The sequence below is a fragment of the Streptomyces sp. NBC_00996 genome, from assembly GCF_045162675.1.
Taxonomy (GTDB): domain Bacteria; phylum Actinomycetota; class Actinomycetes; order Streptomycetales; family Streptomycetaceae; genus Streptomyces.
The window spans coordinates 1,793,518-1,816,930 of the sequence record NZ_CP108723.1 but is presented as its reverse complement, the minus strand read 5'-3'; the positions used below and the strand labels follow the sequence as shown (position 1 = coordinate 1,816,930).

The window sequence follows — 23,413 nt, the reverse complement described above, 5'->3', positions numbered from 1 at the left end:
GGAGTCGGGTTCGTCGAGGACCAGACGGTGTAGCCGAGGGCCCACCTGGCCAATTGAAATGACCTGTAACGGACGCCAACGACCCCTCCCGTTGCCTGGCGCACCGCCGGACACGGAGAAATTCGGCGATGAACTCCCTTTCCTCTCAGGTAAGTTCAGGCTCGACCAGCTGTCCGAGAGAGGAACTCTGCCTTGCGCACTCCCTACCGTCGTCTGACGACTGTCCTCGGGACAGCCGCGGCTTCCGCGTCGGCGCTCGTCCTGGCCACCGCCCCGGCACAGGCCGACGGGTACATCTACGAGGCCTACAACGCCATCACCTCGCCGACCGCGAAGACCGAGTTCGCCCAGGACGGAGAGATCCTCACCGCCCTCGACATGAAGAAGGACGGCCACGGCACCGCCGCGCAGTGGCGCTACAACTCGAGCTCCGCCACCCACTCGTACTACAACGGCTACGGCTACGCCGTCGCCCACGAATGGAACCTGTCCTTCGCGGAGGGCACCACCCTGCAGATCCGCGCCTGCCTGCAGGACACGTCCAGCGGCACCCCGTACGACTGCGGCGGCTGGGAGTACGCCAGGGCCTGACCGTCACAAGTCGGCGAACGGGCGGGCCCTCGGGCCCGCCGCTTTCGTGTTCGCGGGTCAGTGCTCGCCCTGCGCCAGTGGCCGCGGCCCAGCGCCGGTTCACCGAGTGGGGCAAGGCCGGGGTGTGGGCCGAGCTGCACCGCCTGGTCCTCTACGACCTCGGCTCCCTCAAGGGTGCGACAACTGCCCCGTCTCGCCCCGTCGGCGTATGCTCTCCTGAGGCCGCTCCGCGGTACGCGCCTGCCGTCGTGCCCTGCGCCGCTCGCGCCGCAGGGATCGGGCGGTGCTGCTCGGTGCCGACACCACGCCGTTGCGCTGGTTCCACACCTGGCGCGTCACCCAGACGTCGAGGGCGGCCCACGTCGCCACCACGGTGCTCGCCACGCTACTGAGGACCATCGGGAACGCCAGCCATGATCCGGTTACAGTGCACAGGAACGCCACCATCGCCTGGATCAGCGTCATGGCGATGATCAGCACCGCCCGCACCGCAGCTGTGCGCACCGGATCGGGCATTCGGCGGCGCCGCGCGGACTCCTCGATCCACAATGGCCGGTAGTACGGCTGCTCTTGAGCCGTGGCGTGCCCAGCGGGCCCGGTCCCGCCTCCGTGCGCCGGAATGTCGCGATCCAGTGCCTCGGGGCTCCGCCGCGCCGCCAGGTGCGCCACACTGCTCTCCGTGGGCGCCTCGCGCCGCTCAGCCGTGCCCATTAACGTGTCACTCCCCACCGCCAGCAGACCGCTCGCCCCGTGTCCGAACATACGGCTCCCCAGTGGCTGCCCGGCTTGCGCTGTTTTACCCACCCAGTTGCGGGATGCGGCTCGTGTGGCCGATTCCGCCCCCATTTCCCGAAGAGAAGGACGAACGGCGCGTCCCGAAGATTCCCAGGAAACGAAAAGTTCTGGCCAACTGGCCGGCCGTGCCGATCGGATCCGTATGAGCGGTCGTCGCGCGATCGCGGGAGGCAATCTCCCGCAATGCCCGGACAACTCGCCATCTCGCTTCGCCAGTACGGAAGTTCGTCCTCCGGACGGGTCTTCGAGTTAACTGTGGGTCGGTAGTAGGCTCGCGCCGTTTGTTGACGCATATGTGTACCCCCGGCCGGCGGGGGTCGAGCTGGGGGAGGCCATGCGCTTTCGCGGGAAGTCGATCCGCCGGAAGATCGTGGCGCTGCTTCTCGTGCCGCTGGTGTCCCTGACGACGATCTGGGGCTTTGCCACGGTACTCACGGGGCGGGCGGTCACTCAGCTGTTCCAGGTGTCGACCGCTGTCGAGGACATCGGTTACCCCACCGAGGACACCGTCCGTGTCCTGCAGCAGGAACGCCGCCAGACTCTCGTCTATCTGGCCGACCCGCGGGCGTCGGACGCACTCTCCGCGCTCCGCAGCACCCGCAGCGCCACCGACGACGCCATCGTCAAGATCCGCAAGAACGCGAAGGACCCCGACGTCCGCGACGAACTGGACCAGGGCGATGGCGAACGCCTCACCGCCGTCCTGGACGCTTTCGACGGCGTCGACTCCTTGCGCCGCAGCGTCGAGGAGGGCACGGTCACCCGCCTCCAGGCCCTCGACCGCTACAACCGCCTGGTCGACCCCTGCTACGCCCTGCTGGCCTCCCTCGACGGGGTGGACGACGTGGAGATGGACACGCAGGCCCGCGCCCTCGTCAACATCACCCGCGCCCGCGAACTCCTCTCCCGTGAGGACGCCCTGCTCGGCTCCGCCCTTGTGGTCGGGAAGTTCACCCGCGAAGAGATCCGCGACATCTCCGACCTGATCGCGCAGCGCACCCTGATGTACGACATCAGCCTGCCGGTGCTGCCCGCGGCGGAACGCGAACGCTACGACAGGTTCTGGAAGAACGCCTCCACCGCTTCGCTGCACTACGCCGAGCAGTCCATCATCAACTCCGACCCCAGTACGCCCCGTTCCGTGGGCGCCAAGAGCTGGGACGCCGCCGCGGGCAGCGTGCTGAGCGAGCTCGCCACCCTCAACGACCAGGCCGGCGACCGTCTGCAGGAACGCGTCCAGCCGGTCGCGATGAACCTCATCGTCAAGGCGGCCGTCGTCGGCGTCCTCGGCCTGGTCGCCCTGCTCTTCTCGTTCTTCCTCTCGGTACGCATCGGCCGCGGCCTCATCCGCGACCTGAGGCAGCTGCGCCTGGAGGCCCACGAGGCGTCCGGCGTCCGGCTGCCCAGTGTCATGCGCCGCCTCTCCGCCGGCGAACAGGTCGACGTCGAGACCGAAGTGCCGCGCCTGGAGTACGACAAGAACGAGATCGGCGAGGTCGGCCAGGCCCTCAACACCCTTCAGCGCGCCGCCGTCGAGGCCGCCGTCAAACAGTCCGAACTGCGCGACGGTGTCTCCGAGGTCTTCGTCAACCTCGCCCGCCGCAGCCAGGTCCTGCTCCACAAGCAGCTCACCCTGCTCGACACGATGGAGCGCAGGACCGAGGACACCGACGAACTCGCCGACCTCTTCCGCCTCGACCACCTGACCACGCGCATGCGCCGCCATGCCGAGGGCCTGGTCATCCTCTCCGGCGCCGCCCCGTCCCGGCAGTGGCGCAAGCCGGTCCAGCTCATGGACATCGTCCGCGCCGCCGTCGCCGAGGTCGAGGACTACGAACGCATCGAGGTGCGGCGTCTTCCGCGCGTCGCCGTCACAGGACCCGCGGTCGCCGACCTCACCCACCTGGTGGCCGAACTCCTGGAGAATGCCACGGTGTTCTCACCCCCGCACACCGCCGTCCAGGTCCACGGCGAGCGTGTCGCCAACGGCTTCACCCTGGAGATCCACGATCGCGGCCTGGGCATGGCCGCCGAGACGCTCCTGGACGCCAACCTGCGCCTCGCCGAGACCCCCGAGTTCGAACTCTCCGACACCGACCGGCTCGGCCTCTTCGTGGTCAGCCGGCTCGCCCAGCGGCAGAACGTCCGTGTCTCCCTCCAGCCGTCCCCGTACGGCGGTACCACCGCAGTCGTGTTCATGCCCGACGCGCTGCTCACGGACGACGTCCCGGACACCAACGGCATCGGCTTCCGCCTCGACCGCGCGCTGCCCTCGAAGGAGGGCGAGAGCGAGGAGGGCCGCACGGCGGCGCTCTCCCAGGTGCCGGTGCGGCTCCCGGGCCTGCCCGCCTCGATCCTGGACGGTCCGGTCGAACTGGAGGCTCCGGTCGACCTGGACCGGGGGCTCGACACCCTCACCGGTTTCCCGGGCGCCCTCGACGACGTGGACAGCGAGCGCGGCGGACTGTTCCGGCCGCGCCGCTCCGTCGTCGGCGTCCCTGGAGAGCCGCACCAGCAGGCGGGCGACAGCAGTGGCGAGCCCGCCCGTTCCGGCGACGACGACCTTGCGGATGCCGCCCCCGTCCCGCTGTCGAGGCGCAGGGCCCCCAAGCTCGTCAGCTCGCACGGCCGCCCCGTGACCCAGACGAGGTCGCGGCGCGACGAGACGGACGAGGAACTCGCCAAGGACTTCGAGCCACTGCAGAGTCTGGAGCCGGTGCAGAACCTTGAGCCGACGGAGCGCGGCGCGCTGGAGCTCGACGGCGCGAAGCCGCTGCCGGCCCGGCGCGGTGAGCGCCGTGAGACCCCGGCACGGCGTGGCGGCGAGCGCTCCGAGGCTCCTGGCCTTCAAGAAGCCTCCGGCGCGCGAGAGACCACCGGTCTGCGTGAGGCGCCCGGCCTCCGCGATGCCCCCGCCCTCCCCAAGCGCACCCGTCGTACCTCCGCGTCGCCGATTACGGGCGAGACCACCCCGCGCTCCGACGCCATGACGGGAGAGGCAGAATCGGGTGTGGGCCCACTGCCCCGCCGCGTCCGACAGGCCAATCTGGCCCCGCAGTTGAAGGCCGGCCCCGAACGCCGAACCGAGCGGGACAAGGCTCGCAACGGCACAGGAGCGGACCCTGCCGACCGCGACGCCGACAAGGTACGCAGCCGGATGGCCTCGCTCCAGCGGGGCTGGCAGCGCGGCCGCCAGGAGAACGCCGCGGGCGACGAGGCCCAGGACGGCACAGCACCAGGAACGACAAAGGGGGACGGTCGATGACCGCACCGAAGGCCGCAGGACCCACCACGACCGGCACGGCGTCAGGCGAACTGAACTGGCTTCTCGACGAACTGGTGGACCGCGTCGCCAGCATCCGCAAGGCGATCGTGCTCTCCGGCGACGGCCTTCCCACCGGGGCCTCCAAGGATCTGACACGCGAGGACAGCGAGCACCTGGCCGCCGTCGCATCCGGCTTCCACAGCCTCGCCAAGGGCGTCGGCCGCCACTTCGAGGCGGGCAGCGTCCGGCAGACCGTCGTCGAACTCGACGAGGCCTTCCTGTTCGTCACGGCCGCCGGTGACGGCAGCTGCCTCGCCGTCCTCTCGGATGCCGACTCCGACGTCGGGCAGGTCGCGTACGAGATGACGCTCCTCGTCAAGCGGGTCGGCGTACATCTGGCAGCCACTCCGCGCACCGATCTGCCTTCGGGCGGGTAGTGGGATGACATGAGCGGAGACGGTCAGGGAAAACGCCACTGGTTCGACGACGAGGCCGGACCGGTGGTCCGTCCGTACGCCATGACACGCGGCCGCACCACCAGTCCGGCCCAGCACCGCCTCGACCTGATCGCGGTGGTCGTCACGGAACCACACGCCGACGACCCGGAAGCGGACCAGACGCTGTCCCCGGAACACGTGGACATCGTAGGACTCTGCCGCGACGCCCCCCAGTCGGTCGCCGAACTCGCCGCCGAACTCGATCTGCCCATCGGCGTGGTACGGGTCCTCATCGGCGACCTGGTCGACGAGGAAATGGTCCATGTGACACGCCCCGTACCCCCTGCCGAACTACCGGACGAGAGTATTCTGCGCGACGTGATCAACGGCCTCCGGGCGCTCTGAGCAGGGCGGAAGCGGGGAACAGACGTGACAGGCTGGCAGTTCTGGGTCGACCGAGGCGGCACCTTCACCGACATCGTCGCGCGACGCCCGGACGGCTGCCTGCTCACGCACAAGCTGCTGTCCGAGAACCCTGCCAGGTATGCAGACGCGGCGGTCGCGGGTGTGCGTGAGCTCTTCGACGAGGGCGGGGAGATCGAAGCCGTCCGTATGGGCACCACCGTCGCCACCAACGCCCTCCTGGAACGCAAGGGCGAGCGCTCCCTCCTCGTCGTCACCCGCGGCTTCCGCGACGCCCTGCGCATCGCCTATCAGAACCGCCCCCGCATCTTCGCCCGCGCGATCGAACTGCCCGAGCTGCTGTACGAGCGTGTCATCGAGGTCGACGAACGGATCGCCGCCGACGGCACGGTCCTGCGCGCCCCCGACCTGGACACCCTCGCCGGGCCGCTCCAGGAGGCGTACGACTCGGGGATCCGCGCGGTCGCCGTCGTCTGCATGCACAGCCACCTCCACCCCGCCCACGAACAAGCCGTCGGCGAGCTGGCAGCCCGCATCGGCTTCCCGCAGATCTCGCTCTCCAGCGAGGTCAGCCCGCTGATGAAGCTCGTCCCACGCGGTGACACGGCCGTCGTCGACGCCTATCTGTCGCCCGTACTGCGCCGCTACATCCAGCATGTCGCCGACGAACTCCAGGGCGTGCGGCTGATGTTCATGCAGTCCAACGGAGGTCTCGCCGAAGCGGGCCAGTTCCGCGGCAAGGACGCCATCCTGTCCGGACCCGCCGGCGGGATCGTCGGTATGGCCCGGATGTCGCAGCTCGCCGGCTTCGACCGCGTCATCGGCTTCGACATGGGCGGTACGTCCACGGACGTCTCGCACTTCGCGGGCGAGTACGAGCGGGTCTTCACCACCCAGATCGCCGGAGTCCGGCTGCGCGCGCCGATGCTCGACATTCACACCGTCGCCGCGGGCGGCGGCTCGGTGCTCCACTTCGACGGCTCCCGCTATCGCGTGGGCCCCGACTCGGCGGGCGCCGCCCCCGGGCCCGCCTGCTACCGCGGCGGCGGCCCACTCACCGTGACCGACGCCAACGTCGCTCTCGGCCGCATCCAACCCGCACACTTCCCACGGGTGTTCGGCCCCGATGGCGACCAGCCCCTCGACGACGCGCTGGTCCGCGACCGGTTCGCCGCCCTCGCGCGCGAGATTCGTGAGCGGACCGGCGACGACCGCACCCCGGAGCAGGTCGCCGAGGGCTACCTGCAGATCGCGGTGGCCAACATCGCCAACGCCGTCAAGCGGATCTCGGTACAGAAGGGCCACGACGTCACCCGGTACGCGCTGACCACCTTCGGGGGCGCGGGCGGCCAGCACGCGTGCATGGTCGCCGATTCGCTGGGCATCCGTACCGTCCTCGTCCCGCCCATGGCCGGCGTCCTGTCCGCCCTCGGCATCGGACTCGCCGATACGACGGCCATGCGCGAGCAGTCCGTGGAGGCGCCCCTGGGAACCTCCTCGATGCCCGGCATCCACAAGACGGCCGACGACTTGGAAAGCGCCGCCCGCGCCGAACTCCTTGCCGAGGACGTGCCCGAGGGCCGCATTCAGGTCACCCGCCGCGCCCAGCTCCGCTATGACGGCACGGACACAGCGCTCACGGTCGAGCTCACCGAGCCCGACACCATGACCCGCGCCTTCGAAGAACGTCATCGCGCCACCTACTCCTTCACCCTCGATCGTCCGGTCGTCGTGGAAGCCCTCTCCGTAGAAGCCACCGGTCTCACCGAACCCCCCGATCTCTCCGCACTCGCTCCCTACGAAACGGCCCTCGAAGGTCCCTCCGCCGCCGGGGAGACGGTCAGCCTGCACACCGGCGGTGCCTGGCGCGACGTCCCCCTGCATCGCCGCGAGGAACTGCCCCCGGGTGAGGCGGTCACCGGCCCCGCGATCATCACCGAGGCCAGCGCGACGACCGTCGTCGACGACGGGTGGCGGGCCGCGGCGACAGACGACGGGCATCTGGTCATGGAACGCGTCGCGGTTACGGAGAGTTCCGAACTCGGCACGGAAGCCGACCCCGTTCTCCTGGAGGTCTTCAACAACCTCTTCATGTCCATCGCCGAACAGATGGGTGCTCGCCTGGAGTCCACCGCCCAGTCGGTCAACATCAAGGAGCGATTGGACTTCTCCTGCGCCCTCTTCGATCCTGACGGCAACCTCGTCGCCAACGCCCCTCATATCCCGGTCCATCTGGGCTCGATGGGCACGAGCGTGAAGGAAGTCATCCGTCGCCGCGGCGGCGGTATGCGCCCGGGTGACACGTATGCGGTCAACGATCCCTACCACGGCGGCACCCACCTCCCGGACGTCACCGTGATCACCCCGGTCTTCGACACCGGGAGCGCGGAGAACACGGAGGGTGAGCGGATCCTCTTCTATGTGGCCTCGCGCGGTCACCACGCCGAGATCGGCGGCATCGCACCGGGCTCCATGCCCGCGAACAGCCGCACCATCGACGAGGAGGGCATCCTCTTCGACAACTGGCTGCTCGCCGAGAACGGCCGCTTCCGCGAGGCCGAGACCCTGGCCCTGCTCACCGAGGCGCCTCACCCCTCGCGCAACCCGAAGACCAACCTCGCCGACCTGCGCGCCCAGATCGCCGCCAACCAGAAGGGCGTGGACGAAGTCGGCCGCATGATCGAGGACTTCGGGCTCGACGTGGTCCAGGCGTACATGAGGCACGTCCAGGACAACGCCGAAGAAGCGGTGCGCCGCGTCATCGACGCTCTGGAAGACGGTGAGTTCGCCTATGAGACCGACTCCGGGGCCGTCATCCGAGTCCGCGTCCGCGTAGACCGGGAACAACGCTCCGCGACCATCGACTTCACCGGTACGTCCCCGCAGCTCACCACCAACTTCAACGCGCCCTTCGCGGTGGTCAATGCCGCGGTCCTGTACGTCTTCCGCACCCTGGTCGCCGACGACATTCCGCTCAACGACGGGTGTCTGCGGCCTCTCGACATCGTGGTGCCGCCGGGTTCGATGCTCGCCCCCGAGCCCCCGGCCGCCGTGGTCGCGGGTAACGTGGAGACGTCACAGGCGATCACCGGCGCCCTGTACGCGGCCCTGGGAGTGCAGGCCGAGGGCTCGGGCACCATGAACAACGTCACCTTCGGAAACGAGCGGTACCAGTACTACGAGACCGTGGCCTCCGGATCTGGCGCGGGCGACGGCTTCCCCGGCGCGCCCGTCGTGCAGACTCATATGACCAACTCGCGGCTCACCGACCCCGAGGTCCTGGAGTGGCGACTGCCCGTCCGGCTCGAGGAGTTCGCGGTCAGGCGCGGCAGCGGTGGCGCCGGGCGTCGGCGTGGCGGTGACGGTGCGGTGCGCCGCGTCCGGTTCCTCGAGCCGATGACCGTCTCCACGCTGTCCCAGCATCGCCGGGTGCCGCCCTACGGCATGGCGGGCGGCGCGCCCGGAGCGCTCGGCGCCAACCGTGTCGAGCGCGCGGACGGCACGGTCACCGAACTCGGCGGAAGTGATTCGACGGACGTCGGCCCCGACGACGTACTCGTCATCGAAACCCCCGGCGGCGGGGGCTACGGCCCACCGTCGCACGACCCCCATCAAGCAGGAGAAGAGATCGATGATCTTCGGGCGTTCTGAGCGCGGCAAGCCCCCGGTCGAGCCCGTCACGCTCAAGATCCTCGTGGCCGGCGGCTTCGGCGTGGGCAAGACGACCCTCGTCGGCGCGGTCAGCGAGATCAAGCCGCTGCGCACCGAGGAGGTGCTCACCGAGGCGGGCCGGCCGGTCGACGACACCAGTGGCGTGGAGGGCAAGCACACCACCACCGTCGCCATGGACTTCGGCCGCATCACGCTCCGCGAGGACCTGGTGCTCTACCTCTTCGGGACTCCCGGGCAGGATCGCTTCTGGTTCCTCTGGGACGAGCTCGCCACCGGTTCGCTGGGCGCCGTCGTACTCGCCGACACCCGCCGTCTGGAGGACTGCTTCGCCGCCGTCGACTACTTCGAGCGCCGTTCCATACCCTTCGTGGTCGGCGTCAACTGCTTCGAGGGCGCTGCCCGTTACCCCGCCGATGCTGTCCGCCAGGCCCTGGACCTCGATCCCGGAGTGCCTGTCGTCCTCTGTGACGCGCGGGACCGGGAATCCGTCAAGGAGGTCCTCATCGGAGTCGTCCAGCACGCGATGGCGTACGCCGCCGACCGCCGCCAGACGGTCACCACCTGACGCACGGCCGCAGCCCCGCACATGTCATGACCTGACGCACGGTACGGCCCGCCGATGCACAGGTACGGCCCGTACCCCCGCCGACCGGGGTACGGGCCGTAGTCATGCACGCGCGCGTGGCTCACGCGAGACGCACGCACGCGTAGACCCCTGTTTCAGCCGACCTCGTCCTCGTGCCAGCCGAAGCTCTTCTCCACCGCCTTGCGCCAGTTGTGGTACTCGTGGTCGCGCACGGAGGCCTCCATGGCCGGTGTCCACTCGACGTCCTTCTGCCAGTGCGACTTCAGCTCGTCGAGGTCGTTCCACACACCGGTCGCGAGCCCGGCCGCGTATGCGGCGCCCAGGCAGGTCGTCTCGGAGACCTTCGGACGGATCACCGGCACCCCGAGGACATCCGCCTGGTGCTGCATCAGCAGATTGTTCTTGGTCATGCCGCCGTCCACCTTCAGGGTGGTGATCTGCACTCCGGAGTCCTGGAACATGGCGTCCACGACCTCACGTGTCTGCCAGCTCGTCGCCTCCAGGACCGCGCGGGCCAGGTGCGCCTTCGTGACGTACCGGGTGAGTCCGGTGACGACACCGCGCGCGTCGGAGCGCCAGTACGGCGCGAACAGGCCCGAGAACGCGGGCACGATGTACGCGCCACCGTTGTCCTCGACGCTCGCCGCCAGTGTCTCGATCTCGTCGGCGCTGCGGATGATGCCGAGCTGGTCGCGGAACCACTGCACCAGCGCCCCGGTGATCGCGATCGACCCTTCGAGACAGTAGACCGGCGCCTCGGTGCCGATCTTGTACCCCATGGTCGTCAGTAGACCGTTCTTCGAAGGAACGGGCCGGTTACCGGTGTTGAGCAGCAGGAAGCTGCCCGTGCCGTACGTGTTCTTCGCCGTGCCCACGTCGTAGCAGGCCTGCCCGAACACCGCCGCCTGCTGGTCACCGAGCGCCGAAGCGACGGGGACGCCCGAGAGTTGGCCCACTGCGGTGCCGTACACCTCGGAGGAGGACCTGATCTCGGGGAGGACCGCTTCGGGGACGTTCATCGCGGAGAGGATGGACTGGTCCCACTGGAGCGTCTCCAGGTTCATCAGCATGGTGCGCCCGGCGTTGGTCACATCGGTGACGTGCCGACCGCCCTCCGTGCCGCCGGTCAGATTCCAGATCAGCCAGGAGTCGATGGTGCCGAAGGCGATCTCGCCGCGCTCGGCACGCGCGCGCAGCCCTGGCACGTTGTCGAGCAGCCAGGCCGCCTTGGGCCCGGAGAAGTAGCTGGCCAGGGGCAGTCCGGTCTGCTCGCGGAAACGGTCCTGTCCGTCCGAGCCGCCCAGTTCGTTGCAGAGGGCGGAGGTACGGGTGTCCTGCCAGACGATCGCGTTGTGCACGGGCTTGCCGGTGGCGCGGTCCCACAGGACGGTCGTCTCGCGCTGGTTGGTGATGCCGAGCGCGCTGATCTGGTCGGCGCGCAGACCGGCCTTGGCGATCGCGCCCGCGACCACCGCCTGCACCTTGGACCAGATCTCGGTGGCGTCGTGCTCCACCCAGCCCGGCTTCGGGAAGATCTGGCGGTGCTCGCGCTGGTCGACGGCGACGATCGCGCCGTCGTGGTTGAAGATGATGCAGCGGCTTGAGGTGGTGCCCTGGTCGATTGCGGCGACGTACTTCTCGGCATGGTCCGTCATGACGTCCCCTTCGTCAGAAGGCTGCGTTGTAGATCGCGGCCCCGAGGGCGGCACCCGCGATCGGGCCGACCACCGGGATCCAGGAGTAACTCCACTCCGAGGTGCCTTTGTTGGGAATCGGCAGCAGCGCGTGGGTGAGGCGCGGCCCCAGGTCGCGGGCCGGGTTGATGGCGTACCCGGTGGGGCCGCCCAGTGAGAGGCCGATGCCGACGACGAGGAGGGAGATGAGCAGGACGGGCAGGCCCGCGTCGCCGATGCCCGCGACGTGCTTGCTCCCGCCGACCAGCCCGAGGATGGGCAGCATCAGGGCGGCGGTGGCGATGATCTCGGTGATCAGGTTCTGCACGGGGTTGTTGATCTCCGGCCGAGTCGAGAAGATCCCCAGCGTCTCGATGGCCTTGTCCTCTTCGGCGTTGAGGTTGAACTGGCCGAGGTAGAGCAGCCAGCAGAGGGTGGCTCCGATGATGGCTCCGGCGAACTGCCCGAGGATGTAGAAGGGCACGTCCTCCCACTTCGTGGAGCCCTCGATCGCGAAGCCGATGGTCACCGCCGGGTTGATCTGTCCCCCGGACAGCGGTGCCGAGGTGTACGCACCGGCGAGCACGCCGAAGCCCCACCCGAAGGCGATGACCACCCAGCCCGCTCCCTGCGCCTTGGATTTGTTGAGTGTGACAGCGGCGCACACTCCCGCGCCGAACAGGATGAGAATTGCTGTGCCGATCAACTCGCCGACAAAAATGTCTCCGTTGCTCATGGCGACTCCTAGGCCCTCGCCCGGGGCGATCGGCCCCGGGCCACCGTGCAGGGTGCGTTTCCCATGGCTACTTCAGCCGAAGGCAGGGAGGTCCCGCGCCCCGCCCGGCATCCGTGACGAGCGTGCCGTCGCAGCGGAATCGCCCGTGGGGGAACGGCCCGTGGGTACAGGTCGGGAACCCGAGCGGTGCGGTGCCTGTAGACGCCCGAATGCGGCGATGCCGACTGACACCCGGAAGTGTTCACCGGTGCCCAGGGGGCGTCAAGGTCGCGGACCGCAACGGTTCGAAGGCCGCAAAGGGGACGTGGGGCGAGGGCCCGCCGAGTGCCGGCCCGGGACCGGGCACGGGCAAGCGGCTGGGCGCCTCGACTCCGCGACGGCAATCGCCGAGCCCGATCGGCGTTGACGGCCGAGGCACGGTGGCGGACCGGCTCGTGCACCAACGCTGGCGAAGGGGCGAAGGGGCGAAGGGGCGGAGGGGCGGAGGGGCGAAGGGGCGAAGGGGCGGGCCAGCGCGTCTGCGGGTCCCGGGGTCGGCAGGTTCGGCGGTCCTCCGGGGCGGCGGTGTGGCAGGTCGGTGGTCAGCCGGGGCGGGCGGTCAGCCCGGGGCCTGGGCCGAGCGGTCAGCCCCTCGGCCCAACAGCCCGTCGGCCCGTCAGCCCGCCAGCGTATGCCCGGACGGCTGGGTCGGTGCGGCCCCCGAGCCGCGGCGGATCTCGTGGCCAGGCAGACCCGCGCGCCCCAGCACCCAACTTGCCCCGTTCAGCGCCTTCGCGGCCTGCTTGAGAGGCGCCAGGCAGGCGGCCGCCTGCCGGTGATCGGTCACGCTGCCCGGCGCGCACAGCACCGTGGCCAGCGACAGTGTGACGATGCGTCCGCCCGCCGACCAGGGCGTGTCGAGCACCGAGTTGGCCAGCGGATCAAGGCTGTCCGGGTCCGCGAGGACCAGGAAGTCGTCCCCGCCGATGTGCCCTACCCGCGTCGTCTCGGATGCCGCGTACTGCAACGCCCGCCCGACCGCCCGGATCAGCTCGTCACCCGCCGCGAACCCCGCGCCGTCGTTGACCTGCTTGAAGTGGTCGACGTCCAGCCAGCTCAGTGCGAACGTCCGGCCGTCCGCGATCCGCCGGTCCACCTCGCCCGTGATCGCGTCCGAACCGGGCAGCCGCGTCAGCGGGTTGAGCGCCGCCGCCTCCTCGACCCGGCTCTCGGCCAGCGCACGGACGAGATCGGCCAGCCGTACGACACCCACGCACCGCCCGAACCGGTCGACGACCGCGACGTCGTCGGATGTGCGGTCCCGTTCCCCGTCCGCGACCACGTCGAGCACCTCCCACGCGGTGGCGTCGACACCGACCGTGCGCGGCGGATCGCCGAGCTTGGCGGCCGGCCGGTCGGCGTACAACGCATGCCCGTAGCGCGCCGACATCGACAGCAGGAACCGCGACCGGTGGACCGACCGGACCGGGATCCCGGAGGAATCCACGAGCAGCACCCCGGACACGTCGGTCGAGCCGGTGAGCAGCGCCCGCACCTGCCCTGCGGAGGCGGTGGTGGGCAGCAGCGCCGCCGGCCGCACGAACTGCCGCACGGACGGACCCGACCGGGGCGTCGACGCGACGCCGGGGGAGAGGGCCGGAACGTATACGTCCGCCGCGGGCAGCCGAGCGGGCGGCGCGAACAGCTCGCCCTGTGCCAGCTGCGCGCCCGCCGACACCGCGGCCGCGCACTGCAGCTCGGTCTCGACCCCCTCGACGGACAGCAGCGCGCCCAACTGCTCGCACAGCGTGCGCATCGCCCGCACCGCCGCCGGCCGCGTCAGCAGGGACACGTCGAGCTTCATCAGCTCGGGCGCGAGGTCTGTGAGCAGCCGCAGGGGTACGTCGCCGTCGCCCACCCCGTCCGCGCAGATCCGGAAGCCCTCGCCCCGCAGTGCGGCCACCGCTTCCAGCAGGGCGTGTTGCGGCACGTGGGTATACGGCGGCCCGACGTCGACGGTCACCTCCCACGGCAGCCGCCCGGCCTCGCGCACCGCATCGCGCATCGCCGCGAGGCCGCCGAGGTCGGCCAGGGTCCCGGCGAACACGTTGACGTGCAGCGGCAACAGGGTCTCCTTGCGTGCCGCAGCACGGATCGCCAACGCGGCCAGTCGGCCGTCGAGTTCGGGGTCACGGCGGGCCTGTGCCAGGATGTCGCCGGCCTCAGGACGGGCGAGTATCTCCAGCGCCGCAACCGCGCCGGTCGTCAGATTGACGACCGGTTGGAAGGCGAAGCGGACAGTATCCGTCCAGGAGGGCACGGCAGCATTTTGGCGCCGCCCGCGCAGGCCCGGGCCCGATTCATGAGCTGTTCACGCAGGATTCCGAGCTCGTCACACTGGGTGGCGACGGCTGCCGGGATGAGGGCGTGCGGCGGGTCACCGAGCCCACGACGGGCACACGCGGCCGGTCGCCGAGACGGCGACGAGCGCACGAGGACAGGTGCCGGAGCAAGCGTATGAGGACGGTTGCCGGGGCGAGCGTACGAGGACGCGCGCTGGGGCGACTGCCCGCCAACGCCTGCCGATTCAGCGTACGGCGACGACCGACGACCCGTGTCCGAAGAGCCCCTGGTTCGCGGTGACCCCCACCCGTGCCCCGGCGACCTGCCGGTCACCCGCACTGCCCCGCAACTGCCATGTCAGCTCGCACACCTGGGCGATGGCTTGCGCCGGGACGGCCTCCCCGAAGGAGGCGAGCCCGCCGCTCACGTTCACCGGTATGCGTCCGCCGAGTGCCGTCGCGCCCTCTCGCAGCAGCTTGGTTGCCTCTCCCTCCCCGCACAGCCCCAGGTCCTCGTACCACTGCAACTCCAGGGCCGTGGAGAGGTCGTACACCTCGGCCAGTGAGAGATCCTCGGGGCCGATGCCCGCCTCCTCGTACGCCGCGCGCGCGATCGACGCCCGGAAGGTGTCGGCCGCAGGTTCCACCGCGACGGCGGAGTCCGTGGCGATGTCGGGCAGATCGAGCACCGCGTGGGGATAGCGTGGAGTCACCGTGGACACCCCGCGGATCCGCACGGGATCGGCCGCCCCGTGCCGGCGCGCGAACTCCATGCTGGACAACACCACGGCCGCGCCGCCGTCCGAGGTCGCGCAGATGTCGAGCAGTCGCAGCGGATCGGAGACGACCGCGGACCCGGCGACCTCCTCGGCGGTGACCCTCTTTCGGTAGCGCGCATGGGGATTCAGTGCCCCTAGCGCGGCGTTTTTCACCTTGACCTGCGCGAAGTCCTCCAGCGTGTCCCCGTGGAGGGCCATCCGCCGCCGTGCGTACAGCCCGAAGTAAGTCGGATTTGTCGCCCCTAGGACGCGGAACCGCAACCAGTCGGGATCGTCCTGTCTGTCCCCGCCCGCCGGTCGGAAGAACCCCTTGGGCGCCGCGTCCGCGCCCACCACGAGCACGACGTCCGCGAGGCCCGAAAGGATCTGCGCCCGAGCCGTGTTGAGTGCCTGCGCCCCCGATGCGCACGCCGCGTACACGCTCGCGACCCGCGCACCCTGCCAGCCCAGTGCCTTGGCGAAGGTCGCCCCGGCCACGTACCCCGGATAGCCGCCACGCACGGTGTCCGCGCCCACGATCGAGCCGATGTCCCGCCAGTCGACTCCCGCGTCGGTCAGCGCCGCGCGCGCCGCCACGACCCCGTACTCGACGAACCCACGCCCCCATTTGCCCCACGGATGCATGCCCGCGCCGAGCACCGCCACGTCGCCGGTCATGCCGTCACCCCCGTACGCCCCATGCCCTTCATGCCGTCGCCCCCGTCGGCCGCCAGTGCCACGTCGTCCAGGTCGTCTCCGCGTCCTCGTTCAGCACACCGGGGACGACCTCCACCTCCATGCCCACCGTCAGGTCGGCGACGGTGATCCCGGGAACCGCCCGGCCGAGTATCACGATGCGCTCGGATTCCAGCTCCACAGCGATCAACGCGTAGGGCTCCCAGGAGAGTTCCGGATCGGTCACATAGGGTGGCGGCGGCCGATACCGGCTGTCGGTGTACGACCAGACGCGGCCGCGTCGGGACAGCGGCACCTCGGCCAGTTCTCCGCCAGAGCAGCCCGGATTGCGGCAGAAGGTGTCCTCGCGGGGGAAGAACACCGAGGAGCACGCCGAGCAGCGCGTACCGAGGAGGCGGAAGTCCGCCCCTTCCCCGGCGAACCACCCGGCGACAACAGGCGTGCGTGTACGCGACAAGTCCCCTCCATGACAATGGATCTGACGGAACGTCAGAAGTGTGCCACGGGCAACGGGAATTGGGCAGAGCGTCGGGACGAACCACAGGCGCCGCTCGGGCGTCGGAGTACCGGAGGGACGGCCGGGGCCCACGGGGGTGGTTCCGTCCGTTCCGCCGTACCCAGCAGGGCGCGCTCTGGTAGAGACGTCCGTCCGGTGATCGGATACAGTCCGCGGCGTGTCCGCAACCCCGCACCCGCCCGCCGACTTCGCACCGGACTCGCACTGTTCGAGCTGTGGCGCACCCTACGGAGAAGGCGTCTCCGGCTGGCCCCGCACCTGCGCCGCCTGCGGCACCGTGGCCTACCGCAATCCGCTGCCGGTCGCGGTGGCCCTGCAGCCCGTGTACGACGCAAGGGGAACGTCCCTGGTCGTCATCACCCGGACCATCGCCCCCGCGCGCGGGGGCATCGCCCTGCCCGGAGGGTTCATCGACCACCGGGAGGACTGGCGGCACGCCATCGTGCGCGAACTCAAGGAAGAGACGGGCATCGACGCGGCGAGCCGGGAAGTGCGGCTCGCCGACGCGATGAGTTCTCCCGCCGGGCATCTGCTCCTCTTCGGGCTCCTCCCGGAGCGCCCGGCCGCCGAGCTGCCGCCATCCGCGGCCACTGACGAGACGGAGGGCTGGCACCTGCTGCGCAGACCCGCCGAACTCGCCTTCCCGCTGCACACCTTGGCGGTGCGAGCGTGGTTCGAGGGACGGTACGTCTGAGGGGCCCGCGCACCCCTGGACAGGCTCGGCCTCCCCCGCCCAGATGTAGCCCCGCCGCGTCCGCACGTCTCACGGCGCGTTCGGGATGCTCAGTGATCCGTCAAAGGTGCCCCGAGCCCGCGCACCCGAACGGGATACGGCGGCTCGCTCATGCCGCCCTCACCCTCCCGCAGCACGACCACATGCCGACCCTCCCAGCGCGTCACATAACGCTCGACCTCGGGCTCCTCCCACCCGTCGCCCACGTCCGGCACGACAAGCCCGCCCCCGCTGCGTCCGCGCGTGGGAGCCCATGCCTCGAGCTCCAGACCGCCATCGGATCCCCGTACGGGCACGACGGCGCCGGCCCGAGCCAGCACCGGAATCCGCGACAAGGGTGCGTCGATCAGCACCTGGGCCGGTCCCTCGTAGGCCTCCTCGGTGACGGTGTCGTACCAGCGTCCCCGCGGCAGTTGCACCGCCCGCCGGTCCACCCCGTGGTCCAGTACCGGCGCCACCAGGAGACAATCGCCGAGCAGGAAGGCATCCTCGCAGTCGCGCAGCGCCCGGTCCTCGGGCGCACCCCACCACACCGGTCGCACATACGGCGCACCGGTTCGGCGTGCCAGATGCGCCAGTGTCATGAAGTGCGGGAGCAGCCGCCGCCGTTCGACGAGCGCCACGCGCGCGTGCTCCAGGACTTCGTCACCGAACTCCCAGGGCTCCCTGCGCCCCGCGCGCAGACTTGAGTGCGTACGGAACAGCGGGAGGTACGCGCCGAGCTGGAACCACCGCAGATACAGTTCGGGCGACGGGCTCCCGTCGAAGCCGCCCACATCGGGTCCCGAGTAGGGCACCCCGCACAGCCCGAGCCCCATCACCAGCGACAGCGACGCCCGCAACCCGGGCCAGCCCGTGGCCACATCCCCGGACCAGCTCCCCCCGTAGCGCTGCATTCCGGCCCACCCGGACCGAGAGAAGAGAAACGGCCGCTCCTGGGGTGCCCGTTCATGCAGACCCTCGTAGGCTGCCCGGGCCATCCCCAGCGCGTACACGTTGTGCGCCTCGCGATGGTCTCCGCCGCGCCCCTCCAGAGAGTGCCGGGCCGAGCGGGGCAGCGTCGACTCCCCGAACGCCGTGAAGGACGTCGGCTCGTTCATGTCGTGCCAGAACCCGGCGAACCCCTGCGCGAGCCGCTCCTCGTACAGCCCGCCCCACCAATCACGCACGCGCGCGTGCGTGAAGTCCGGGTAGACCGACTCTCCAGGCCATACGACACCCCGCACGGGCCGCCCCGAGGCATCCCGTACGAACGCGTCCTCGGCGAGCCCACTGTCGTACACGGTGTTGCCGGGCTCGGCCTTGACCGCCGGGTCGATGATCGACACCAGGCGGATACCGTCGCGGCCCAGCTCCTCGGCGAGCACCGGCAGCTTCGGGAAGTGCTCCCGGTCGACCGTGAACACCTGGTGCGCGTCGTAATGGTCGATGTCCAGGTGGACCGCGTCGAGCGGAAGACCGCGCTCCTGGTAACCCGCGACGATCCGCCGCACCTCCTGCTCGCTGCCGAAACCCCACCGCGCGTGATGGTGCCCCAGCGCCCACGCGGGCGGCAGCGCGGGCGCTCCGGTGAGCGAGACCCACGCGTGCAGCACGCGCGCGGGGGTGCCCACCATCACCCAGCAGCGCAGCGGGCCGCCGTCCATCCGGAGCTCACACGTACCGGCTCGGTCGTGCCCCGAGCCGGCCCCTTCCTCGCCTTCCCGCAGCGTCACCGTGCCGTCCCACGACGTGTCGTGGAACACGAGGTGCGTGGCAGCGTCCGCGACCACCATCTGCACGGGCATGGTGATGTACAGCGGATCGTCGCCGGGCCCGAAGGGCCGGCCGGGGTCCGTGTTCCACAGCCGGTACTGCCCGTCACGCAGCCGGGGACCCGCCGCGCGTCCGCCCAGACCGAAGAACCTCGCGTCGGCGGCCACTTCGGAACGTTGCATCCAGCGGGCCCCGCCGCCGTCGACCGGCTCCCACCAGCGAGGCGGCAGATCGCGACGCAGGGTCACACCACCGGGGGTACGCACCTCGACGGCCCCGTGCCGCGACACGACGACGGTCGCCCGTTCGGCCACGACCCGCCAGCCGCCGTCCTTGTCCGGCTCCAGGACGGCGCGCGGGTCCGGCTCCGGGCAGCGGCCGGCGAGCGCGTACGACGGCTCCGGGCCGACCCCGTCCCAGCCCCAGAACACCGCTCCGTTCACCGCGACCATGATCCGCAGTTCGGACCGCGTGAACCGGACGACACCGCCGCCCGGTCCCGGCTCCACACCGCGTACCGGCCCCGGCACCCGCGCGCGCTCGGCGCCCCGCCGCGGCAACCCAGCGGCGTCGGCACGCCTCCTGCGCCACGCGGCCCGCATGGTGCGCAACCCTTGAGCGGCACCCCCCGAACCGACCGACTTCACCGAACGCACCAGGTCACGACCGTCCATGCTGCTCACCCTGCCATTGCCGGCGCCAAATGGGTGAGTCGTTCAACTTCCGTTCACCCGTGGCGACGCCACATCTTCACTCTGCCGACTATGTGTGGCGCACCCTGGTGCAGAAGTCGATCACATGGCATCGTCCGTGTCAGCCGCGTGTCGCGCACACCCCTGCTCGTGCGCGACAGACGCACACGACGCGCACAGTCCGGGAGCCGCCCCATGTCCACCGCGAACCCCTCGCCGCTCTGGCAGCCCACCGAGGAACGCATCGCCCTGGCACAGATCACCAAGTTCCAGGCCTGGGCGGCCGAGCACCACGGAGCCCCGTCGGACGGCGGCTACGCGGCGCTGCACCGCTGGTCGGTGGACGAGCTGGACACGTTCTGGCAGGCCGTGACCGAGTGGTTCGACGTACGGTTTTCGACGCCCTACGTGCGCGTGCTCGGCGACCGCTCCATGCCCGGCGCCGCATGGTTCCCCGGGGCGACCCTCAACTACGCGGAGCACGCCCTCCGCGCGGCGGACTCTCGCGCGGACGAGCCGGCCCTCCTCTATGTCGACGAGACCCATGAGCCGACCCCGGTGACCTGGTCCGAGCTGCGTCGCCAGGTCGGCTCCCTGTCCGCCGAGCTGCGCGCCCTCGGCGTACGCCCCGGAGACCGTGTCAGCGGCTATCTCCCGAACATTCCGCAGGCCGTGGTCGCCCTGCTCGCGACAGCCGCTGTAGGGGGCGTCTGGACGTCCTGTGCCCCCGACTTCGGCGCCCGCAGCGTCCTCGACCGCTTCCAGCAGGTCGAACCCGTCGTGCTGTTCACGGTCGACGGCTACCGCTACGGCGGCAAGGAGCACGACCGCCGCGACACCGTCGCCGAACTTCGCCGGGAACTGCCCACCCTGCGCGCCGTCGTGCACATCCCGCTGCTCGGCGCCGAGGCGCCCGAGGGCGCCCTGGAATGGTCCGCCCTGACCTCAGCCGACGTGGAGCCGGTCTTCGAGGAGGTGCCCTTCGACCACCCCTTGTGGGTGCTCTACTCCTCCGGCACGACCGGCCTCCCCAAGGCCATCGTCCAGTCCCAGGGCGGCATCCTCGTCGAGCACCTCAAGCAGCTCGGCCTGCACTGCGACCTGGGCTCCGAGGACCGCTTCTTCTGGTACACGTCCACGGGCTGGATGATGTGGAACTTCCTCGTCTCCGGCCTGCTCACGGGCACCACGATCGTCCTGTACGACGGCAGCCCGGGCTATCCGGACACGGGCGCCCAGTGGCGCATCGCCGAACGCACGGGGGCGACCCTGTTCGGCACCTCTGCGGCGTACGTCATGGCGTGCCGCAAGGCGGGCGTCCACCCGTCCCGCGACTTCGACCTCGCGCGCGTGCAGTGCGTCGCCACCACCGGCTCGCCTCTGCCGCCCGACGGCTTCCGCTGGCTGCACGACGAGGTACGCGAGGATCTGTGGATCGCCTCCGTCAGTGGCGGCACCGACGTGTGCTCCTGCTTCGCAGGAGCCGTACCGACCCTCCCGGTGCACATCGGCGAACTTCAGGCCCCCGGCCTCGGCACCGACCTCCAGTCGTGGGACCCCAGTGGAAAGCCCCTCATCGACGAAGTCGGTGAGCTGGTGGTCACCAAAGCGATGCCGTCCATGCCCATCCGCTTCTGGAACGACCCCGACGGCAGTCGCTACCACGACAGCTACTTCGACACGTATCCCGGAGTGTGGCGCCACGGCGACTGGATCACCGTCACCTCGCACGGCTCAGTCGTCATCCACGGCCGCTCCGACTCCACGCTCAACCGTCAGGGCGTGCGCATGGGGTCGGCCGACATCTACGAAGCGGTCGAACGCCTCCCCGAGATCAAGGAGTCGCTCGTCATCGGCATCGAACAGCCCGACGGCGGCTACTGGATGCCCCTTTTCGTACACCTCGCTCCCGGAGCGGTACTCGACGAGGCCCTCCTGAAGCGCATCAAGGAGACCATCCGTGAACAGCTCTCCCCGCGCCACGTCCCCGACGAGGTAATCGAGGTACCCGGGGTGCCCCACACCCTCACGGGCAAGCGCATCGAGGTCCCGGTCAAACGTCTCCTCCAGGGCGCCTCCGTGGAGAAGGCGGTCAACGTCGGTTCCGTGGACAACGTCGAACTACTGCGCTTCTACGAAGACCTCGCCCGCAAGCGCGCCTGATCATCCCCCGTAGGTGGCCTCGGACTCGCCGAGCACGGCGGCGAAGTCCGAGGCCAGCCGCGCCGCGTCGGCGGGGTCGAGATCAGCGACCGAGATCCGTACACCGGGTCCGGAAGCGAGCCGGAAGCGCGCACCCGCCGCCACCCACCACCCGTCCGACCTCAGCCCGTTCACGACGGCCGACTCGTTCCGCACGGGCACCCAGAGGTTCATCCCACTGACACCGTGGGCCTCGATCCCGCGCCCTGCGAGCTCCCGGACGAGAGCGCGGCGCCGCAGCCGATACGTCTCCTGGGCACGTGCCACCAACGCGCGCGTGCCCTCGTCCGTCATGAGCCCGTACACCGTCTCCTGCAACAGATGACTGACCCAGCCCGACGTCAACAGCAGCCGACCGTCGTGCCGAGCCAGCGTCGTCGGATCGCAGGCCGCCGCGGCACACCTCAGATCGGTCCCCAGGAACTTGCTCACGGTCCGCACGTGCACCCAGCGACCCAGACAGCCCGTGGTCAACGTGCGCAGAGGTGCATCCGCGACGGCTGACGCGTGGTCGTTCTCGACGACCAGCACATCGGGCTCCTCGCGAAGCACCTCGACAAGCGCGTCCCGGCGCTCCGCCGAGAAACCGCCGCCGTACGGATTCTGCGCCCGCGGACTGCACACCACCGCGCGTACACCCGTCCGCAGGGCACCGCGCAGCGCCTCGGGGAGCATCCTCTCGTCGTCCACCGCGACCGGAACGGTACGCAGCCCCAATGCCGTGACCAGGTCAAGCAGATGGTGATATCCGGGGTCCTCCATGGCAACGCCGTCTCCCGGACGCAACTCCACTGAGAGCAGCCGCCCGATCAGATCCAGCGCACCGTGCGCGAACGTCACATGGTCCGTCGGCACCCCGTCGGGCCCGAGCCAGTCCCGTACTACGTCCTCCAGCCGCGCCAGCCGCGGCGTGCTGCGGTGCGACCGCGCACCTGGGGAGAGCCGCGAAGGCGGCACCAGATGGGGCAGCAGCTCTGGGTCCGGATGCCCGCCCGCCAAGTCGCGCAGTCCTTCCGGCACTTTCGGCGGACGCCGCGACGCGACCGAGGGCGCGGCGGCGACCACGGTCCCGCCGCGCCCCCGAGTCACCACGATCCCGCGCCGCCGCAGCTCCTTGTAGGCCGTAGCGACCGTCCCCGGACTCACGCCGAGCTCATCGGCAAGCCCGCGCACCGGAGGCAGTGTCGTTCCCGGCTCCAACCCGCCTTCGGACACGCCTCGTTCGACGGACGAGGCAATTCCCTTGGCCGTCGTGCCGCTGATCCCAAATTGTGTTGCCACGTTGCTGAGTGGAGCGGCAGACGGTCGGCGATACCCCCGACACGGCCCAGGCGCCTATCTCGGCGCCCACGGACTGGCGCAGTCCGCCCAACGCAGCGTCGGACCACTGGCCGTCACCGCGGCCATCGCCATGGGCCCCCTCGGCTGGACCGCATTCGGCGCGACCATAGCCGTGACCTGCCTGTTTCAACACCGTCTGGTGCGCGACCACCTCGCCCGCCCGGCATTGTCAGTGCCGCCAGTTACTGTGAGTGAGCATTGATCGACTGTGCACAGGGGG

Annotated in this window: 16 protein-coding genes; 8 read left to right on the top strand and 8 right to left on the bottom strand. The window is 70.4% G+C overall.

The window, feature by feature from the left end; all coding sequences use genetic code 11:
* The first annotated feature begins 192 nt into the window (after window positions 1–192).
* Window positions 193–591, top strand: coding sequence for a hypothetical protein (locus tag OG390_RS08755; RefSeq protein WP_406166419.1), 399 nt, complete (start codon window positions 193–195; stop codon window positions 589–591).
* Window positions 592–759: 168 nt separating this feature from the next.
* Here the strand turns inward: OG390_RS08755 and OG390_RS08750 are convergent, their stop codons facing one another.
* Complete coding sequence (locus OG390_RS08750) at window positions 760–1,302, bottom strand: hypothetical protein (protein ID WP_406177565.1); 543 nt, start codon at window positions 1,300–1,302, stop codon at window positions 760–762.
* 418 nt (window positions 1,303–1,720) lie between these two features.
* Between OG390_RS08750 and OG390_RS08745 the strand changes: the two genes are divergently transcribed.
* Genes OG390_RS08745 through OG390_RS08725 form a run of 5 tightly spaced genes read left to right on the top strand, consistent with a single transcriptional unit; the run spans window position 1,721 to window position 9,748 of the window.
* Window positions 1,721–4,651 (top strand): nitrate- and nitrite sensing domain-containing protein, encoded by a 2,931-nt coding sequence (locus tag OG390_RS08745; protein WP_406166417.1) that lies wholly within the window; start codon window positions 1,721–1,723, stop codon window positions 4,649–4,651.
* On the top strand, window positions 4,648–5,088 hold the full coding sequence (locus OG390_RS08740) for a roadblock/LC7 domain-containing protein (RefSeq protein WP_399076105.1): 441 nt from the start codon (window positions 4,648–4,650) through the stop codon (window positions 5,086–5,088). Before OG390_RS08745 ends, OG390_RS08740 begins: the two co-directional genes overlap by 4 nt.
* Before the next feature lie 9 nt (window positions 5,089–5,097).
* Window positions 5,098–5,493, top strand: coding sequence for a DUF742 domain-containing protein (locus tag OG390_RS08735; RefSeq protein WP_406166415.1), 396 nt, complete (start codon window positions 5,098–5,100; stop codon window positions 5,491–5,493).
* A 24-nt stretch (window positions 5,494–5,517) separates the two neighbouring features.
* A complete protein-coding gene (locus OG390_RS08730) occupies window positions 5,518–9,162 on the top strand; it encodes a hydantoinase B/oxoprolinase family protein (RefSeq protein WP_406166413.1) in 3,645 nt (1,214 codons plus the stop codon).
* Window positions 9,143–9,748 (top strand): GTP-binding protein, encoded by a 606-nt coding sequence (locus OG390_RS08725; RefSeq protein WP_406166411.1) that lies wholly within the window; start codon window positions 9,143–9,145, stop codon window positions 9,746–9,748. Before OG390_RS08730 ends, OG390_RS08725 begins: the two co-directional genes overlap by 20 nt.
* Window positions 9,749–9,903: 155 nt before the next feature.
* Here OG390_RS08725 and glpK read toward each other — a convergent pair whose 3' ends face one another.
* The 5 genes from glpK to OG390_RS08700 form a co-directional block, all read right to left on the bottom strand.
* A complete protein-coding gene (gene glpK, locus OG390_RS08720; RefSeq protein ID WP_406166409.1) occupies window positions 9,904–11,424 on the bottom strand; it encodes a glycerol kinase GlpK in 1,521 nt (506 codons plus the stop codon).
* A 13-nt stretch (window positions 11,425–11,437) separates the two neighbouring features.
* Window positions 11,438–12,178, bottom strand: a complete 741-nt coding sequence (locus tag OG390_RS08715; protein ID WP_399076097.1) for an MIP/aquaporin family protein — start codon at window positions 12,176–12,178, stop codon at window positions 11,438–11,440.
* 655 nt (window positions 12,179–12,833) lie between these two features.
* A complete protein-coding gene (locus tag OG390_RS08710; protein WP_406166407.1) occupies window positions 12,834–14,477 on the bottom strand; it encodes an EAL domain-containing protein in 1,644 nt (547 codons plus the stop codon).
* Between the two features lie 267 nt (window positions 14,478–14,744).
* Window positions 14,745–15,935, bottom strand: coding sequence for a lipid-transfer protein (locus OG390_RS08705; protein ID WP_406166405.1), 1,191 nt, complete (start codon window positions 15,933–15,935; stop codon window positions 14,745–14,747).
* A gap of 28 nt (window positions 15,936–15,963) precedes the next feature.
* Complete coding sequence (locus OG390_RS08700) at window positions 15,964–16,410, bottom strand: Zn-ribbon domain-containing OB-fold protein (RefSeq protein WP_406166404.1); 447 nt, start codon at window positions 16,408–16,410, stop codon at window positions 15,964–15,966.
* Window positions 16,411–16,627: 217 nt separating this feature from the next.
* Between OG390_RS08700 and OG390_RS08695 the strand changes: the two genes are divergently transcribed.
* Window positions 16,628–17,164, top strand: coding sequence for an NUDIX domain-containing protein (locus OG390_RS08695; RefSeq protein ID WP_406166402.1), 537 nt, complete (start codon window positions 16,628–16,630; stop codon window positions 17,162–17,164).
* An 89-nt stretch (window positions 17,165–17,253) separates the two neighbouring features.
* On the opposite strand, the gene OG390_RS08690 is transcribed toward OG390_RS08695, so the two are convergent.
* Window positions 17,254–19,632 (bottom strand): TIM-barrel domain-containing protein, encoded by a 2,379-nt coding sequence (locus tag OG390_RS08690; protein WP_406166400.1) that lies wholly within the window; start codon window positions 19,630–19,632, stop codon window positions 17,254–17,256.
* A 213-nt stretch (window positions 19,633–19,845) separates the two neighbouring features.
* Here OG390_RS08690 and OG390_RS08685 point away from each other — a divergent pair, with 213 nt between their 5' ends.
* Window positions 19,846–21,813, top strand: a complete 1,968-nt coding sequence (locus OG390_RS08685; protein WP_406166398.1) for an acetoacetate--CoA ligase — start codon at window positions 19,846–19,848, stop codon at window positions 21,811–21,813.
* On the opposite strand, the gene OG390_RS08680 is transcribed toward OG390_RS08685, so the two are convergent.
* Window positions 21,814–23,133: an aminotransferase class I/II-fold pyridoxal phosphate-dependent enzyme gene (locus OG390_RS08680; protein ID WP_406166396.1), complete on the bottom strand. Its 1,320-nt coding sequence runs from the start codon at window positions 23,131–23,133 to the stop codon at window positions 21,814–21,816.
* Between the last annotated feature and the right edge of the window lie 280 nt (window positions 23,134–23,413).